We start from the raw sequence: 17517 nt of genomic DNA, 5'->3' as shown, positions 1-17517 counted from the left end.
CCGGTCGGTGATCGACGCTCCCAACGCGGCCTACCGGGTGACACTCCCGGTCATGGCAGGTCTCATCTCGTCCGTCGAGTCGAGCGACGCCCGCGTGCAGGGAGCGCAGGCCGCGATGGACGCGGTACTGGCGACCCACAGGGAGGACGAGGCCACGGTCGACGAGATCGAGGACGCGCTCGATCGCGGACTTCACCCGGGGGTGATCGGCGGCGGTGTGGCCGCGGGGGCAGCCGTGTTGTTGGGCGGGCTCTACGCACTGCGCAGACGCGGGGCTGGTCAGGCCGACGACGCCGATCGGGCGATCGAGGACATGAGCGTGTCCCGTCGGGAGATGCTGGCGGTCATGGCGCTCGGCGGCGTGGGCATGACCGGCGTGGGCACTACCGGATTCGGCGACGTCCTCCAACGGGGTCAACTGCCGGCGGCGGAGGCCGTGCCCGATCGAGAGGCCCTCAACGTCCTCGCGATCATGATCGACGATCTCAACGACTACCCGACGTTCATGGGCGGTGCACCGATGCCCGTCCACACGCCGAACCTGGACGCGCTGGCCGCCGAGTCGCGGGCGTTCGTCAACCACCACGTGACGGTCCCGATCTGTCCGCCGTCGCGGAGCACGCTGATGTGGGGCTTCGGGGTCGATGCACACGAGCAAACGGCATCGGATCTCGAGCACGCCCAGTACGACGCGTTCTCGGCCACGTGGGCCGACGAATCGTTGATCGCGCTGGCGGAACGCCAGAACGTCGACACGTATGGTGGGGGAAAGGTGTTCCACGGCGAGCAGTTTCCGTCGCGCTGGACCCGCTACTACCGCAATACGTGGCCGACCTCGGCCCCCGGCAACGCAGTGGGTTTCGATCACGGACCGCTGCTCGACGACCGGAATCCCGACGAGGACCTCACCAACGAGATGATCGCGGCGTTGGCTGATCACCCCGTCGGCAAGCCGTTCCTGATGCTGCCGGGTTTCCGCCTGCCTCACCTCCCGTGGCGGGTACCGCAGCAGTACCTGGACCTCCACCCGCTCGCGGACATCGTCCTGCCCGAGACGCCGGAGGACGACTGGTCCGACCTGGGCCCGGTCGCCACTGCGCAGTTGGAGCAGTACACCGACTTCTGGCAGGCCGGTTGGTTCCAGGTCGTCGAGGACCAATTCGATCGTCGTGAACTCCTGCAGGCCTATCTCGCCTCGATGTCGCACACCGACGCGATGGTCGGGCGCCTGCTCGATGCTCTCGCGTCCTCTCCGCACGCCGACTCGACGGTGGTGATGCTGGTGAGCGACAACGGCTATCACCAGGGCGAGAACTTCGCGTACCGAAAGCTGACGCTGCGGAGCCAGGCCACGCGTACGCCGTTCATGATCCGCGGCCTTCCCGGCATCGACCTCACGCCCGAGACCATCACCGACCCGATCGGTTCCACGAACTTCATGCCCACGATTCTCGACTTCGCGGGAATGACGACGGATGTGCCCCGCAGCGGCCAGAGCCTGCGGGGCGACGTCCGACCGTCGCCGGTCGCGCTGTCGCACGTCCACAACTCGGTCAGCGCGATCTACACCGACGCGGCGCAGGGTTCCTGGCGGTGGACGATGCACTTCGCGCCCGGCCAGGAGCTGGACATCGACATCCTGACGGCGGCCGATGTCACCGAGATGGAGCTCTACGATCAGATCACCGACCCCGGCGAGTTCGACAACCTGCTCGCGTAGGCCCGTCTCGCCGTGCCCGCGGTGCGGTGTGTACGACCGGCCGGTATCGTCGTGGGGTCCGATCGAAGCAGATCGGCTGCGACGGTCTGCGCACTGCGGGGCCGTGGCCGGGTACGAAACCCAGAAAGAACAGAACGCCCATGGCTGTCAACCTGCCCCCCAAGAACGAGACCATCGCCAACATGGCGAAGGCATTCGACCTCGCCGAGAACGACACGGGATCTCCCGAGATCCAGATCGCGTTGCTCTCGGAGCGCATCTCGCACCTCACCGAACACATGAAGGCCCACAAGAAGGACCATCACAGTCGGCGAGGCCTCCAGATGCTGGTGGGCAAGCGCCGTCGTCTCCTCGATTACATCATGGACAACGACGTCGAACGATACCGAGCAGTGATCGCCCACCTCGGGCTGCGTCGCTGACAAGATGGGGGAGCGGTCCTTTCGGGGCCGCTCCTTTCGGTTTGCGCACCGACGTGTGCGAACCCGACGAAACCCAGTAGCTGGAACGTCCAGCAAAGACGAGCACACGACCTGTTGGTGCTAGTCGAATGAGCCCCGGTCCACTCGGGTTTCATTCGACTGGGAACTGGCAGTCGTGTTCTCAGGAGTAAGAAAAAATGACTGAAACACAAACCGTCTCCCGCGCGTTCACGCGTGGTGAAGGCAAAGACGCCACCTTCGAGATCGGCAAGTTCGCCCCTCTCGCCGGTGGTTCCGTCACGGCGAGCATCGGCAACACTGTCGTCCTCGTCACCGCAACCGGCGCCAAGTCGGCCCGCGACGGCGCCGACTTCTTCCCGCTGACCGTCGACATCGAAGAGCGCATGTACGCCGCGGGCAAGATCCCCGGCTCGTTCTTCCGTCGTGAGGCCCGCGCCGGCGAGCAGGCGATCCTCACCTGTCGCCTCATCGACCGCCCGCTGCGTCCGGCGTTCCCCGACGGCTACCGCAACGAGGTCCACGTCGTGGGCACCGTGCTCGGCGCCGACCAGGAGAACCCCTATGACGTGCTGGCGCTCAACGCCGCGTCGCTGGCCCTGTGCCTGTCGCCGATCCCGTTCGACGGTCCCCTCGGCGCGGTGCGCATGAGCTGGTCGCCCGACGGCGAGTGGGTCCCCTTCCCGACCTATGAAGAGTCCGAGGAATCGGCCTTCGAGATGGTCGTGGCCGGGCGTCTCGACGGCGACGACGTCGCCGTGATGATGGTCGAGGCCGGTGGCACCGGAAACTCGTGGAACCTCTACGAGAACGGCACCCCGAAGGTCGACGAAGACGTCCTCGCCGGTGGCCTCGAGGCCTGCAAGACCTGGATCCGCGAGATGATCGAGCTGCAGCAGCAGGCGATCGACGCCGCGGGCCCCATCACCAAGATGGATCCCCCCACCGTCACCGACTACTCCGACGAGATCTTCGCCGCCGTCGAGTCGGCCGCGAAGGATCGCATCGCCGAGACCCAGAAGATCGCCGACAAGACCCAGCGCCAGGATGCCGAGGGCGAGCTCAGCGCCGCCGTCGTCGCCGAGCTCGAGGGCCAGTTCGCCGACACGTCCGACGCAGTCAAGCAGATCAAGAACGCGATCCGCTCGGTCACCAAGGCGGTCGTGCGCAAGCGCATCGTCGAGGAAGGCATCCGCATCGACGGTCGCAAGACCAACGAACTGCGCAAGGTCACCAGCGAGGTCGGGGTCATCCCGACGGCGCACGGTTCCGGCCTCTTCCAGCGTGGCGAGACCCAGGTTCTCAACTTCACGACGCTCGGCATGGGCCGCAGCGACATGATGATCGACGACCTCTCGCCGATCGACAAGAAGCGCTACTTCCACCACTACAACTTCCCGCCCTTCTCGACGGGTGAGACCGGCTTCATGCGCGGCCCCAAGCGTCGTGAGATCGGCCACGGCGCCCTCGCCGAGCGTGCGGTGTTCCCGGTGGTCCCCTCGTTCGAGGACTGGCCCTACACCGTCCGCACCGTTTCCGAGGTCATGGCCTCCAACGGCTCGAGCTCGATGGCGTCGGTCTGCGGCTCCACCCTCTCGCTGATGGACGCCGGTGTGCCGATCAAGGCCCCCGTCGCCGGTATCGCCATGGGCCTCGTCCATGCCGAAGGCGAATACGTCACTCTCACCGACATCCTCGGCGCCGAAGATGCCTTCGGCGACATGGACTTCAAGGTCGCCGGCACCACCGACTTCGTCACGGCGCTCCAGCTCGACACGAAGATCAGTGGTATCCCCGCCAACGTGCTCGCCGGGGCGCTCCAGCAGGCCAAGGAAGCCCGTCTCGACATCCTCGACATCATGGCCGAGGCCATCGCCGAGCCCCGCGAGGACGTGCGTGACACCGCGCCGAAGATCCGTGCCTTCGAGATCCCGATCGAGAAGATCGGTGAGGTCATCGGCCCCAAGGGCAAGGTCATCAACTCGATCCAGGCCGAGACCGGCGCCGACATCTCCGTCGACGACGACGGCATGGTCGGCATCGTTTCCATCGCGTCGGTCGACAGCGCCAAGGTCGACGAGGCCGAGCGCCAGATCCAGTTGATCCTCGATCCGCCCACCGCCGAAGTCGGCGCGACCTACCAGGGCCGTGTGGTGAACATCACCAAGTTCGGTGCGTTCGTCAACATCCTCCCCGGCCGCGACGGCCTGCTCCACATCTCGAAGATCGGTGGCGGCAAGCGCATCGACAAGGTCGAGGACGTGCTCGAGCTCGGTCAGGAGATCGCCGTCACCGTCGAGGACGTCGACCCCAACGGCAAGATCAGCCTCAAGCCCGAAGGTGCCCCCGACTCCGACAAGAAGTCGGACCGTGCGCCCCGCGAGTCCCGCGGCGATCGTGACAGTGGTGGCCGTGACAGCGGTGGCCGAGACGGCGGCCGCGATCGTGGTCGTGACCGCGACGGCGACAGCGACGACGACAGCCCGGCATCCGACGGCGACACCGAAACCGTGTCGTTCGAAGCTGCCTTCGACGAGGAACTCGCCGGTGAGTACGGCGATCTCGGTCCGGACGCTCCCCGCCGTTCCAGCGGTGGTGGCGGCGGCCGTGGTCGCGGTCGCGGTGGCCGCGGACGTCGCTGAGCAACCAGCGTTGACCCCCTGTACCCCTTGACCCCCTACGACACCCGCGTCGCCCGCCTGTCCGGTGGGCTGCGCGTGGTCACCCAGCACGACCCGACGGCTCGCTCCGTTGCGGTCGGCGCCTGGGTGGGGGTCGGAAATCGTGACGAGGCGCCGGCGCTCGCCGGCGCCTCGCACTTTCTCGAACACCTGCTCTTCAAGGGCAGCTCGCGGACCAGCGCCCGCGACATCGCCGAAGGCATCGACGCCGTCGGCGGCGATCTGAACGCCTTCACCTCGAAGGAGTACACGGCCTTCCACGCCCGGGTGCCGGCCAAGGATCTCGACTTCGGCCTCGGCACGCTGCTCGAGGTGCTGGCCGACCCGGGTTTCACCGACGCCGATGTCGACGCCGAGCGTCAGGTGATCCTCGAGGAACTCGCCTGGAGCGCCGACACGCCCGACGATGTCGTGCACCAGAACCTGGCCGTCGGCCTCTTCCCCGACCATTCGTTGGGCTGGGAGGTGCTCGGCTCGGCCGAGTCAGTGGGCGGCATGCGGGCCGATGATGTCCGGGCCTTCCACGACCGCTGGTATCGCCGGGCCAACCTCGTGATCGCCGTCGTCGGCAATGTCGACCACGAGGACATCTGCGCTCGGGTCGACCAGGGCCTCCAGGCAGTCGAGGCGGGAGAGGTGCCGGCCCGCGAGGCGCCGAGCGGTTCGGTCGAACCGTCACGGCACGTCCGCCGCAACATCGAACAGGCCCACGTCGCCATGGGCTGGCGTGGGCTCGACCAGTTCGACGACGACCGTTTCGCGCTCGCCGTCGCCAACCAGCTGATCGGGGGCGGCTGGTCGAGTCGCCTCTTCCAGGAAGTCCGCGAGAAGCGGGGCATGTCCTACTCGGTGTTCTCCTCGATGGGCAGCTATGTCGACAGCGGCACGTTCTCGGTCTACGGCGGCGTCTCGCCTCGTCGCCGGGACGAGTTCTGCGAGGTCGTCGAACTCGAACTCGACGACCTCATGGCGAATGGTCCCGGCGAGCGGGAGATGGACATCGCCCGTGGCGGTTTCGAGGGCGGCACGGTGCTCGCGCTCGAGGACGCAGGTAGCCGCATGGCCCAGCTCGCCACCAATCTGTTGGTCCGTGATCGTGTGGTGACCGTGCCCGAGTATCTCGAGAAGGTCCGCGCGGTGACCGCCGACGATGTGCACCGGGTGCTCGCCAAGGTGCTCTCCGGCACCCAGGTCCGGTCCGTCGTCGAACCGCGCTGACGATCACGCTGCAACGCGAGGTGTCGGCGGACGCGTAGCCTGCGGACATGACACGCGTCGGAGTGGTTGGAGCGGCGGGCCGGATGGGTCAGGAGGTCTGTCGGGCCGTCGAGGCCGACCCCGACCTCGAACTCGTCGCTGCGATCGACGATGGCGACGATCTCGCCGACCTGATCGAGGGCAGGTGTGACGTCGTCGTCGACTTCACGGTGATCGACGCGGCGAGACGCACCCTTCCGTATCTCGCCGAGCACGGCATCCACGCGGTGGTCGGCACCTCCGGCTTCGACGACGCCGACCATGAAACGCTGCGCGCCGCGTTCACCACCAGCAACTGCCTGCTGGCACCGAACTTCGCGATCGGCGCGGTGCTGATGACCCGCTTCGCCGAGATCGCAGCGCCGTTCTTCGACACTGCCGAGATCATCGAGTACCACCACGACAACAAGGTGGACGCACCGTCGGGAACGGCGACCCACACGGCCGAGCGCATGGCCGCGGCATCGAGCGAGTGGGCCCCTGACCCCACCACGTCGGAGGTCTACGAGGGTGCGCGCGGTGGCGCGGGCCCGGCCGGCATCCGCGTCCACGCGGTGCGCATGCGCGGCGTCGTCGCGAACCAGGAGGTGCTGCTCGGCACCACGGGTCAGACGCTGGCGATCCGTCACGACACCGTCGACCGCACGTCGTTCATGCCCGGCGTCGTGCTCGCCTGCAAGCGCATCGGCGACTTCCCCGGGGTGACCGTCGGCCTCGACACCTATCTCGGGCTCTGATCCGCCGTGCGCCGGTTCCTCACGTGGAAGTGGGTGCTGTCCCACGTCTTCGTCGTGTCGATGGTCGTGGCCATGACCGGCCTCGGGTTCTGGCAGCTCCAACGCCTCGACGAACGCAAGGTGCGCAACGTCGAGGTGCGGGCCGCGATCGAGGCCGACCCGGTCCCGGTGGAAGCGCTGCTCGGCAACCCCACCCTCGCCCCCGACGATCCGCCGCTCGACCAGCGGCTGGTGCTCGTGGCGGGGGAGTACCTCGAGGACGAATCCTTCTTCGTCGCCAACCGCACGTTCGAGAGTCAGGCCGGTCTCTGGCTCGCCACGCCGATGCGGCTGGCCGACGGTCGGATCGTGGTCGTGAGCCGCGGCTGGGTGCCCCGGCTCTGGGCATCGGGCGACGACGTCCGGGAGATCGACACGCCCACCGGGACCATCGAAGTGCTGGGACGATTCCTCTCCTCCGTCGAGGGTGGGCGCATCGGCGGTGGCAGTACGTCGATCCTTCCCGAGGTCAGCCGACTCGACATCGGGGCGGTCGAGGAGATGCTCGATCTCGATCTGGAGAACTCCTGGGTCCAGCTCGTCGAACAGGCGCCGCCGCTCGGTGAGCTGCCGATTCCGGTGCCACCGCCGGGACTCGACGAGGGGCCTCACCTGTCGTACGCGTTCCAGTGGTTCTTCTTCGCCGTTGGCACGGTCGTCGCCTACGGGCTGATCCTCCGGGCCCGCTCCCGCGCCCCCGCCGAGCATTGATCGAGCCCGGGGTGCTCGTGCTGCTGGCCCTGCGGCTGCGCAGTCGCGCGCCCACCGCCGCAGTGGTCGAGACCTTCGACTCTCTGGGCGGTGCCGGCGAACGGGGCGCCGAGCTACTTGCCGCGGCCGAGGCGCTCGACCAAGTGCGTCGACGCGGCGAGGAGATGCGCTGGTCGTTGACTCCGGCCGGTAGCGCTGAACTCGCCGCCCACCTGGCGGCGGAGACAGACCGCGCCGGTCGAGCCGACCTGATCACCGCCTACGAAGCGTTCCTTCCGCAGAACCGGGCGTTTCTCGCCGCGGTGTCGAGCGGTTCGTCCCTGGCCGAGGTCCGTGGACTGGTCGATGAACTGGTCCCGGTACTGCGGGCCCTGACCGCCCGGCTCGCGCGATTCGGTGGCTACGAGTACCGTTTCTCGGTCGCTCTGGCGCGTGCGGCCGACGACGACGAGTGGATCGCCCGTCCGAGCGTGGACTCGGTGCACACGATCTGGTTCGAGCTCCACGAGCACCTCCTGGCGACGCTCGGGAGAGACCGCACACAGGAGCGAGTACGTCTCGAGGAGGATTGAGGCCCGCATCTGCCCCGGGACGTGGCACGCTTGGGGAATGGAAGCACGTTTCGGACGGGTCCTCACCGCCATGGTGTCCCCTTTCAAGGCCGACGGGTCACTCGACCTCGACGGCGCGCAGGCGCTGGCCGCGCATCTCACGACCGAGGGCGGCAACGACGGCCTGGTCATCGCCGGTACCACCGGCGAGAGCCCCACACTCACGCACGACGAGCAGATCGCCCTGATCAGTGCCGTCGTGGAAGCGACCGACAAGCCGGTGATCGCCGGCGCCGGCAGCAACGACACCAGGGCCGCAGTCGAGCTGACGAAGCGAGCCACCGCGGCCGGCGCCCACGGCATCCTCCACGTGGCCGGCTACTACAACCGCCCGTCGCAGGCGGGGCTCAGCGAGCACTTCCGGGCCTGCGCCGCCGCGACCGACCTTCCGATCCTGCTCTACGACATTCCGGGGCGTACCGGCCGCAAGATCGCCACCGAGACGATGGTCGATCTCTTCGCCGACGTCGAGAACATCATCGGCGTCAAGGACGCGGCCGCCAACCCGGCGGAGACGGCCCGCATGCTCGCGCTGGCACCGGAGGGCACCGAGGTCTACAGCGGCGACGACGGCCTCACGCTCGCACTGATGGCGATCGGCGGTGTCGGCGTGATCGGCGTCGCCACCCACTGGATCGGCAACGAAACGACCGACATGATGAACGCGTTCTTCGGGGGCGATGTGCACAAGGCAGCAGAGATCAACCGACGGCTGATCCCGTCGTATGAATTCGAGACCGGCGACCTCGCCCCCAACCCCATCCCGACCAAGGCGATGCTCCGTGTCCTCGGCCTGCCCGGCGGCCCCACCCGGATGCCGATGGGCCCCGAACCCGACTTCCTCGAAGCCGACGCGAAGACCGTGCTCGCCGATCTCGGGCGAGCCTGAGATGGCCGCACCCGTCAAGATCACGTTCCTCGGCGGCCTCGGCCAGATCGGCCGCAACTGTGCGGCGATCGAAACCGAGGGACGCATCGTCGTCCTCGACTGCGGGCAGATGTTCGCGGGCGACGACCTGCCCGGCGTCGACGCCGTGCTTCCCGATCTCAGTTATCTGATCGAAAATGCCGACCGGGTCGAGGCGATCATCGCCACCCACGCCCATGAGGACCACATCGGCGCATTGCCGTACCTCATGGCCCATCTCTCGGCCCCCATCTACGGCTCGGCCTTCACCCTCGGCCTGGTGCAGCACAAGCTCAAGGAAGTGCGGCTGCTCGACAAGGCCCAACTCCGCGAGATCAAGGACGGCGACCGGGGCATGGTCGGGCCCTTCGACTGCGAGTTCCTCCCGGTCACCCACTCCATCCCGTCGGGCAACATCACCGCGTTCCACACCGATCAGGGCGTCATCCTTCACTCGAGCGATTTCAAGCTCGACCTCACGCCGGTCGACGGGCGCCGTACCGACCTCTCCCGCATCGGCGCGCTGGGTTGGGACCCGGGCATCCGGCTGCTGCTGGCCGACTCGACCAACGCGGATCAGCCCGGCGCCTCCCGCTCGGAGAAGGACGTCGGTGCGGCGCTGCGGGCCGTCATGCGTGAGCAGGAGGGCCGGCGCGTGATCATCGCCTCATTCGCCAGCCACATCCACCGCATCCAGCAGATCGCCGACGCTGCAGTCGAGACGGGGCGGGTGCTCGTCACCCTCGGGCTGTCGATGCGCCGCAACGTGAAGCTGGCGCGAGACGTGGGCATCCTCCGCATCCCCGACGCCCACATCCGCGACATAGAAGACATCGACGACCTCGATCCCGAGCGCATCTGCGTCGTCTGCACCGGATCGCAGGGTGAGCCCCGCGCTGCGCTCACCCAGATGGCGATCGGCGAGAGCCGCTGGATGAAGCTCGACGACAACGACACCGTCGTCTTCAGCTCCCACCCGATCCCCGGCAACGAGGCCGCGGTGGCCTCGGTCCGCAACGGCCTCGCCCGCCTCGGGGCCAAGGTGCTCCACAGCGGTCAGGTCGACGTGCACACCAGCGGCCACGGCAAGCAGTCGGAGCTGGCGACGCTGCATTCGGTGGCCGTCCCCGAGTGGTTCACGCCGGTCCATGGCGAATACGCCCATCTCGTCGCCCATCGCGACCTGGCGTACCGGATGGGCATGCCCGAGGACCGTGTGGTCTTCTGCGAAGACGGCGACCAGATCGAGATCACCGACGACGGCATCAACCATCTCGGATCGATCGGCACCGACCGTGTCTATGTCGACGGCATGGTCGGCGATCTCGGCAACGCGGTTCTCGGCGATCGCCGCGTGCTCGGCGACGACGGCTTCGTCTCGGTCGTGGTCCACGTCGACCTCGACGACGGCGAGATCATCGCGGGCCCCGACGTGGTGTCGAGGGGATGGGTCGAGAAGCCGGCCCTTCTCGCCCACGAGGACGCTGTGGCCGCTGCGGTCGAGCGCGATCTGCGCAAGGCGATGAAGGGCGGCGAGAAGGATCTGGAGAAGCTCAACCAGATCACCCGCCGCGCCGCCGGCCAGACGGTGGCCGATCGGACCCGCCGCCGGCCCATGATCGTGCCGATGGTCCGGGAAGGCTGAGCGCCCTGCGCCTGAGTAGCGATCTCGCGACGATTGAGTACTGACGGCACGGCACCGCGCCCCTAGGTTGCGAGGAGGCGAGCGGATCTCGACGGCGAACCGGGAGAGGCGTGGCACCCATCGGAGCGAAGGCGTCAGCGATTCTGTTGTGTGCCGCGCTCATCGCGTCAGCGTGTGGCGACGACGGCGGCGGTGGGGACTCTGGACCTGTTCCGGGCGAGGGATCGCCGATCGACGACGTCCTCGGCACCCAGGCGGTGCAGGACTTCACGCTCCACTTTGGTCTGTGGACACTCGACGACGAAGGGCTCCTCGACATCTTCGAACCGATTCTCGATCATGTCTCGGGCCATGCGGGATCGCCCGTCGACTTGGCGGGCGGCTTCACGTTCGCCGCAGTCGACGGCCTCGACGCCCGCATGGTCGATGCGGACGGAAAGGAGCTCCCGACCATGTCGGTCGACTTTGGTCTTCTCGCGCCGACGACTGCGGCGGTCGACGAGACCCGTGCCGAGTTCGCCGCGTTGTTGGGTGTCGACGAGGACGAGGAACTGGCCGAGGCGCTCGCAGGTGAGGCGGTCGCCGAGCCGTCGCTCGTCGAGATCGTGAGTGCGGACTTCTCCGCACGGCGCACGCATGTCGGATTCGGAGATCGCTCGGAGATCGACCTGACGTTCGTTGACGCGCTCCGTCCCGGAGCGGAGGTGGCAGCGCTCACTCTGTTCGGCCAGACGATACCGGGTGATCCGGCCGCCGAAGAGGGATTGGGCCCGACCGAGCTGTTCGCCCATCGCTGGAACGCCGGGCTGATCGAGGTCGTCGGGAGCGGCGGTCCGCCGGCACCTCTGCTCGACTCGGCGATCGATGTGATCGAAGGGTCGACGATCCTCTCGCGAGAGAGCAAGCGCCAGCTCGGCCTCTCGGTGGGATTCGTGGTCGGCCAGCAGGAGGAAGATGCGATCGTGGAAGCGGTCCGGGCCGCGGAGCGCGACGCCGCCGAGGAATTTGATGCGACTGACTCCGCGGGGCAGGGGAATGCGACCGGATCCGGCTTCGGGGTTCGTGTCACCCGGGAGCGCAACGGCTCGAGTCTCAGTCGGTACACGTACGCCATCTCCGGCCAGGGACACTCGTATGTGACGGACAACCAGTGGAAGGCCTGGGCATATGCCCGATCTCTCCTCACCCTCGAGGTCTGCGCTCGTGTCGCTTCGTCGCTCGTCGCGAGGAACGAGGCGGGCAGGTCGGCAGGCATCCGGCTGGACCGCTTCCCGACCCTGCGCCCGCTCGACGGCGACCCCGCGGACTCGGTCGGATCCACGGTGCCCGGCCAACCCGACCCCGACGAACCCACCGACGAAGACGAACCGGAGCCCGAGGGGCAACCCCTCCTGAGTTGCGGGGATCCGCCTGATCCGGATGCTCGTCCTCCAAGGGGTGGAACCCACGGCGACGTGCGCTTTCTGACGTTCGACGGCGTGGTTTACGCGCAACAGGCGGTGGGCGAATTCCTCGTCTTCGAGAACGACAGCGAGGTGATCCAGATGCGGGCCGAACCGGCCGGCAACAGCCAGGGTGCGTCGATCGCCACGGCGTTTGCTCTGAGCACCGGCGGTCAGTCGATCGCCATGCACCGGGGCGGCCGGACCTTCGTCGACGGCGAACGGCGCGAACTTGAACGCGGCGAGCGAATCCGGGTGGGCGATGCCGAGGTGCTGTGGGGACAGCTCGACGGGTGGACGATCGCATGGCCCGACGGTCAACTCGTCAATGTGTTCGACCGGGGTGAGGTCAACGGTATGACGCTCACCGTGCAGCCCGCTGCGAGTGCAGGCGAAATCGTCGGCCAGCTCGGCAACGGTGACGGCGATCCCTCCAACGACTTCCGGACGCGCAACGGCGAACAGCTCGATCCCTCGATCATCGATGACTTGTCGATCGTCAGTAACCGCGACGAGTTCTACGCGATCTACGTCGACTCCTGGCGGATTTCACAGGACGAGTCGCTCCTGCACTACGGCCCGGGCGAGACGACCGAGTCGTTCCTGATCGATGGATTCCCATCGACGACGATCACGCTCGACGATCTCGATCTCGACGCCCGCACGGAAGCCGAGGAAGCGTGCCGGGCCGCGTCGGTGGTCGACGATCGGTTCTACGAGGGCTGCGTCATCGATGTCGCGATCACCGGGGATCCCGGGTATGCCTACGACGCGTTCCGGGTCCAAATCGTTGCCGGGCCTGCGGATCCCGCGACCGACGCGTCGCCGGCGCAGGACGATCCGGTTGACGTCACCGCGGCGACGCCCGGCGACACCGTGCTCACGATCGGCACCGACACGCTCGTGTTCGGCGACGACCCGCCGAACCAGCGTGACGGTGGGGTGCCGTCGTCGTGGGACTGCCAGGTCACCGACGGGAACCTGTTCGCCGACGGCTCGATCGACCTTGCCGACGGTCCCCGATACTCGATCACCGTCCAGTACCTGGCGGCCGAGCCCCGCTTCGCTCTCACGGTGCAGCGGACTGCCGACGACCAGACCACCGACCACGCCTGGGTGCTCACGAACGTCGCCCACTTCGCCGACGCCGTGGATGACATGACCCTCGACGGCTCCCGCCTGAGCGCATCGGGAGAGCTCTACGTCAACGATCCGCCCGAGATCGGCCTCGCGCCATTCTCGCAGCTCCCGGCCGGAGCGACGCTCGACCCGTTCACCCTCGAAGTCGACTGCGTCTCCTGACGCCGGAAGGACCTGATCCCATGACCCCACGACGGCTTGCCATCACCCTCTTCGGACTCTCACTCGTCCTCGGCGCGTGCGGCGACGACGGTGAACCGTCGGCCGGTGATTCCGTCGACCCTCCGATCGATGCCGCTGCCGATGTCGATGAGGAGCAGGGCGACAGCACGCCGAGCGACGCACCGTCGGCCGACGTCGGCGCGGTGGTGACGATCGGCGACGAGCAGTACGTGCTCCCCGAGGAGAGCACGTGCATCTCCAATCCGCGGGCCATGACCTCGTTGTTCACCGACGGGCCCGACATCCGCGTCGAGATCGATTTGCCGCCCCCCGACTGGGAGACCGACACGGCCTCCGAATGGGGTCCGCCCGAGGTCGTCCTGACGGACCGGAGCGGCGAGGGCCGACGTTCCTATCAGGCGACGGGGAACGTCGGTGAGCGCTACCCCGACACCGATGCACCGCTCGCCGGCATCGAGGAGTACGAGATGGGCGACGGGTGGGCGACCGGCTCGGGCAACGTGATCGATGGCCAGGCGTTGGTCGACGCCGAGGGCGACGGTGCCGAGCCGCCCCCATTGCTGCCCATGACCTTCGAGGTCGTCTGTGAACCGTGAACCGCAATACAGAGAGACGCAATACCGAGAGAATCGAACCCCGACCATGGAGACACCAATGACCACCGATCCTCGTTCAGGCTTCCTGCGTATCGTCACGCCGGCGTTGGCGCTCGTTCTCGCCCTCACCGTCGCGGCGTGCGGCGACGACGGCGATACCACGACCGCGAGCGATGACGGCACGACCGTTCCCGCCGGCGACGATTCCACTGGCGGCGGCGACGGCGCCGACGGCGGCGACGACTCGTCCGAACCGACGACGGGCACCGGCAGTGCCACGCTGACGATCGCCGGCAGGGAGCAGTTCAACTTCGAGGAGGAACTGGTGTGCATCGCGCTCGGCGGCGCAGTGAGCGGCACGTTCCGCAACGACGAGGGGGTCGAAGTGAGCATCGATGTCCCACCGGAGGACTGGGAGACCTCGACCACCGGCGACTGGGAAGCGCCCTCGCTGACCCTGCGCGACGAGCGGGACGAGATGAACTGGCGGATCTTCGAGGCGGGGCCGGAGATTGCCACGACCTACCCGGGCGCGGAGGGCGCGGTCATCACGAACTTCTCGGTGGACGGCAGCCACGCCACCGGCAACGGCATGGCGATCGACACCTTCGCGTTCTCCCGGGCCACTGCGGACGGAGGCGAGGCGCCCCAGCCGGTCCCGGTCACGTTCGGCTTCGAATGTAGCTGAGCGGCGGCGTCGGTCGAGACGGTTCGGCCATGGTCGGTACCATGCCGGCGATGGCATGGCCGCTGACGGGGCGCGAATCGGAGGTCGGACGAATCCGCGCCGCGCTCGACGATCCGGTCCGCCGACCGCTTGCGGTCGTCGGGCGCCCGGGCGTCGGGACGAGCCGTCTCCTCGGCTCCGCGGCCGAGCACGGACGGATGCGGGGATGGCACGTGCACGCGGTGGCCGCATCGCCTGCCCTGCGCGATGTGCCGTTCGGAGCGGTGGCGCCGTTCGCGTCCGAGGCAGTGGACATCGAACGCGGCGATCGACTCCGCATGATCGCGGCGATCGAGCGTGATCTGCTCGCATCCGCTGACGGGGCCGAACTCATGGTCGTGATCGACGGAGCGCAGTGGTTGGACGTGGCCTCGGTGGCCCTTCTGGAACGGCTCCGAGACCATCGAAGGGCGCGAATCGCCGTCTCGGTCCGCAACATGCCGCAGCCCGGGCCCGACGCGTGGTCATTGGCGACGACGCACACCGAGATCGTCGAGGTCGCGCCGCTCTCACGGGAGGCGCACGATCGACTCGTCGGTGCCGTTCGCGACCGGCCTCTGACGCGCGAAGCAGGACAGGCGCTCTGGGACCACACCGGTGGTCGACCGCGGGATCTCGAGCTGTTGCTCGACGCGATCGATCGCGGCGATGTCATCGATCCGGAAGCCGCCGTGTGGCACTGGGTCGGCGGCCCCGCCGACTCGCCCGGACTCCGTTCGCTCGTCGCCGAGCACCTGTCCGGAGTGGGCGAGGCCGCTCGCCGGGACTTCGAACTCGTCGCCCTCGGCGCCCCCCTTCCGCTCGAGGTCGCCGACGGGGTGCTCGACGACGCCGCCCGGGAGGAGCTCGAACGGGCCGAGCTGGTCGACGTGTCGGGGCCGGCCGAGGCGGCGGCGCTCCGGCCGACTCGTGCACTCGTCGCGCGATGGATCGTCGGTCGCATGGGACCGACGGCGCGGCGGCGACTACAGGCGAAGCTGGCCGCGGTCGCGCCGCCCACCGGCGCATCGTGGACGTTGCGCCACGCGCGATGGGCGATCGAATCCGGCGTGCCGGTGGCCGGCGATCTGGGTCCGATGGCTCGCGCCGCCATGGGCGAGGCCGATCTCTGGCTGGCCGAGCAGCTCGCCCGCTCGGCGATGGAGGAGGAGGTCGGCGACGTCGAGGTCCATGTCGTCCTCGCCGAGACTCTGCGTCGCGGCCGACGCGCCGATGAGGCGCTCCAGGTGCTCGACGAGGCGGCGCGCCACGTCCGCACCGACGAACAGCGCACCGAGATCTCGATCGTGCAGGCGCAGGTTGACACTCTGCTCAACCGGGATCCGCAGACGGCACTTCGTCGGCTCGATGCTGCCCTCGACGTGGTGGCGGACGCCGACGCGAGACGACGACTGGCGCGTGAGCGAGATCTCGCGCGGGCGTTCGTGGACCCCGTGGGCACCGCCCCGGCGCCCGAGCATGGTCCCGAACGGGCGCTGACCGATGGGGAGACACAGGAGCTGATGGTGGTGGCGCTCCTCCGTTGTCTCCACCTCGACCTCGGCGGCATCGATGGTGTGCTCCGAGAGCTCCGCGACGCGGTGTCCGACCGTGGTGCCGAACCGCTCATGCACGCCCGAGTCGCGGTCTGCGAGCATCTCGCCCTCGTGGGTCGGGGCCGGGTCGGCGACGCTCATTCGGCGGCCCGGGCGGCCCTGGATGCGGCGGCGGCCCGGGGCGAACCCCTCGGGATGTGGGCCTTGTGTGTCGCCTTCTCCGGGCCGCTCACCGGTGATCTCGATGCGGCGGCGGTCGCCGCGTTCGATGCCGATCGCAGCTTCCGCGCCGTCGACCCCTTCGGCCTCCGTCCGCTCTCCGCCGCCATCGGCGCGACGGCGGCATGGCAGGCGGGCCGGCCGGAGATGGCGGCCACACTTGCGGCGATCGCCGAGCGATCCGACAACACCGACCAGCCGGTCGCCGAGATCGCCACCCATCGCCGACGGGCGTGGGAGGCCGTCGTGGCGGGCGACCCTGGCGGCGGCGCCGAAGCCGCGGCGGTGTCGGGGCGCCTCGCGATGGAAGCAGGTCATCGGCTCTGGGGTGTGGTCGGCCTTCACGAATCCGTACGTCTCGGGGCCGCCGACCTCGTGGCCGAGGATCTCCACGCCATCGCAGCGGTGACCGAGAGCGCCTTGGTGCGCTCGTTCGCAGCCCACGCCGAGGCGCTCGCGGCCCGAGCAGCCGAGGACCTCGACGCCGTGGCGGTCGACCTCGCCGGGCTCGGGTGCCCGCTGCTCGCCGCCGAGGCGGCCGCGCAGGCGGCCCGCCACTCGACCGACGACGTCGCGAGCACGCGGTCTGCCGCCCGGGCCGAAGCGTGGTGGAGTCGATGCACCGGCCGGGTGCCGCCGGCGCTCGTCGGCGCACCGCCCGGGCTCACCGCCCGCCAACACGAGATCGCCGGTCTCGCGGCGCTCGGGCTCTCGAGCCAGGAGATCGCCGATCGGCTGGTGGTCTCGCGGCGGACCGTCGACAACCACCTTCGGTCCGTGTACCGGCGGCTCGATGTGAGCGGACGAGACGAGCTCGCCATCGTCCTCCGCCCCGCGATCGGCTGAGGTCGACGTCGCCTCGTCGGCGACGACCTCGACCCGGGTGCGGCGATCCAACATGACCTCCACGACCCCATGGAGGCTCGA

General features: G+C 68.6%; 13 protein-coding genes. All 13 read left to right on the top strand.

The genetic code is table 11. From position 1 onward, the window contains the following. The first annotated feature begins 7 nt into the window (after positions 1-7). A complete protein-coding gene (locus RIB98_05465; protein MEQ8840406.1) occupies positions 8-1720 on the top strand; it encodes a sulfatase-like hydrolase/transferase in 1713 nt (570 codons plus the stop codon). Positions 1721-1860: 140 nt separating this feature from the next. Beyond that, a complete protein-coding gene (gene rpsO, locus RIB98_05460; protein MEQ8840405.1) occupies positions 1861-2142 on the top strand; it encodes a 30S ribosomal protein S15 in 282 nt (93 codons plus the stop codon). A gap of 197 nt (positions 2143-2339) precedes the next feature. Beyond that, positions 2340-4802 (top strand): polyribonucleotide nucleotidyltransferase, encoded by a 2463-nt coding sequence (locus RIB98_05455; GenBank protein ID MEQ8840404.1) that lies wholly within the window; start codon positions 2340-2342, stop codon positions 4800-4802. Between the two features lie 27 nt (positions 4803-4829). Continuing rightward, positions 4830-6059 carry a pitrilysin family protein gene (locus RIB98_05450; GenBank protein ID MEQ8840403.1) on the top strand — a complete coding sequence of 410 codons (1230 nt, stop codon included), beginning with the start codon at positions 4830-4832 and terminating at the stop codon, positions 6057-6059. A 47-nt stretch (positions 6060-6106) separates the two neighbouring features. Next, positions 6107-6835 (top strand): 4-hydroxy-tetrahydrodipicolinate reductase, encoded by a 729-nt coding sequence (dapB, locus tag RIB98_05445; protein MEQ8840402.1) that lies wholly within the window; start codon positions 6107-6109, stop codon positions 6833-6835. 6 nt (positions 6836-6841) lie between these two features. Then, complete coding sequence (locus tag RIB98_05440; protein ID MEQ8840401.1) at positions 6842-7585, top strand: SURF1 family protein; 744 nt, start codon at positions 6842-6844, stop codon at positions 7583-7585. Between the two features lie 11 nt (positions 7586-7596). Further along, a complete protein-coding gene (locus RIB98_05435; protein ID MEQ8840400.1) occupies positions 7597-8157 on the top strand; it encodes a hypothetical protein in 561 nt (186 codons plus the stop codon). Between the two features lie 37 nt (positions 8158-8194). Next, complete coding sequence (gene dapA, locus RIB98_05430) at positions 8195-9085, top strand: 4-hydroxy-tetrahydrodipicolinate synthase (GenBank protein ID MEQ8840399.1); 891 nt, start codon at positions 8195-8197, stop codon at positions 9083-9085. Position 9086: 1 nt separating this feature from the next. Beyond that, positions 9087-10748, top strand: a complete 1662-nt coding sequence (locus RIB98_05425; protein ID MEQ8840398.1) for a ribonuclease J — start codon at positions 9087-9089, stop codon at positions 10746-10748. A 110-nt stretch (positions 10749-10858) separates the two neighbouring features. Beyond that, positions 10859-13492 carry a VWD domain-containing protein gene (locus RIB98_05420; protein ID MEQ8840397.1) on the top strand — a complete coding sequence of 878 codons (2634 nt, stop codon included), beginning with the start codon at positions 10859-10861 and terminating at the stop codon, positions 13490-13492. Positions 13493-13512: 20 nt separating this feature from the next. Next, positions 13513-14109, top strand: coding sequence for a hypothetical protein (locus tag RIB98_05415; protein MEQ8840396.1), 597 nt, complete (start codon positions 13513-13515; stop codon positions 14107-14109). Between the two features lie 58 nt (positions 14110-14167). Then, positions 14168-14797: a hypothetical protein gene (locus RIB98_05410; GenBank protein MEQ8840395.1), complete on the top strand. Its 630-nt coding sequence runs from the start codon at positions 14168-14170 to the stop codon at positions 14795-14797. Positions 14798-14847: 50 nt separating this feature from the next. Next, a complete protein-coding gene (locus RIB98_05405) occupies positions 14848-17436 on the top strand; it encodes a LuxR C-terminal-related transcriptional regulator (GenBank protein ID MEQ8840394.1) in 2589 nt (862 codons plus the stop codon). Positions 17437-17517: the final 81 nt, after the last annotated feature.

Source organism: Acidimicrobiales bacterium, assembly GCA_040219515.1.
Lineage (GTDB): Bacteria > Actinomycetota > Acidimicrobiia > Acidimicrobiales > Aldehydirespiratoraceae > JAJRXC01.
The sequence above is the reverse complement of the archived record's forward strand: the minus strand, read 5'-3'. Positions and strand labels throughout refer to the sequence as shown.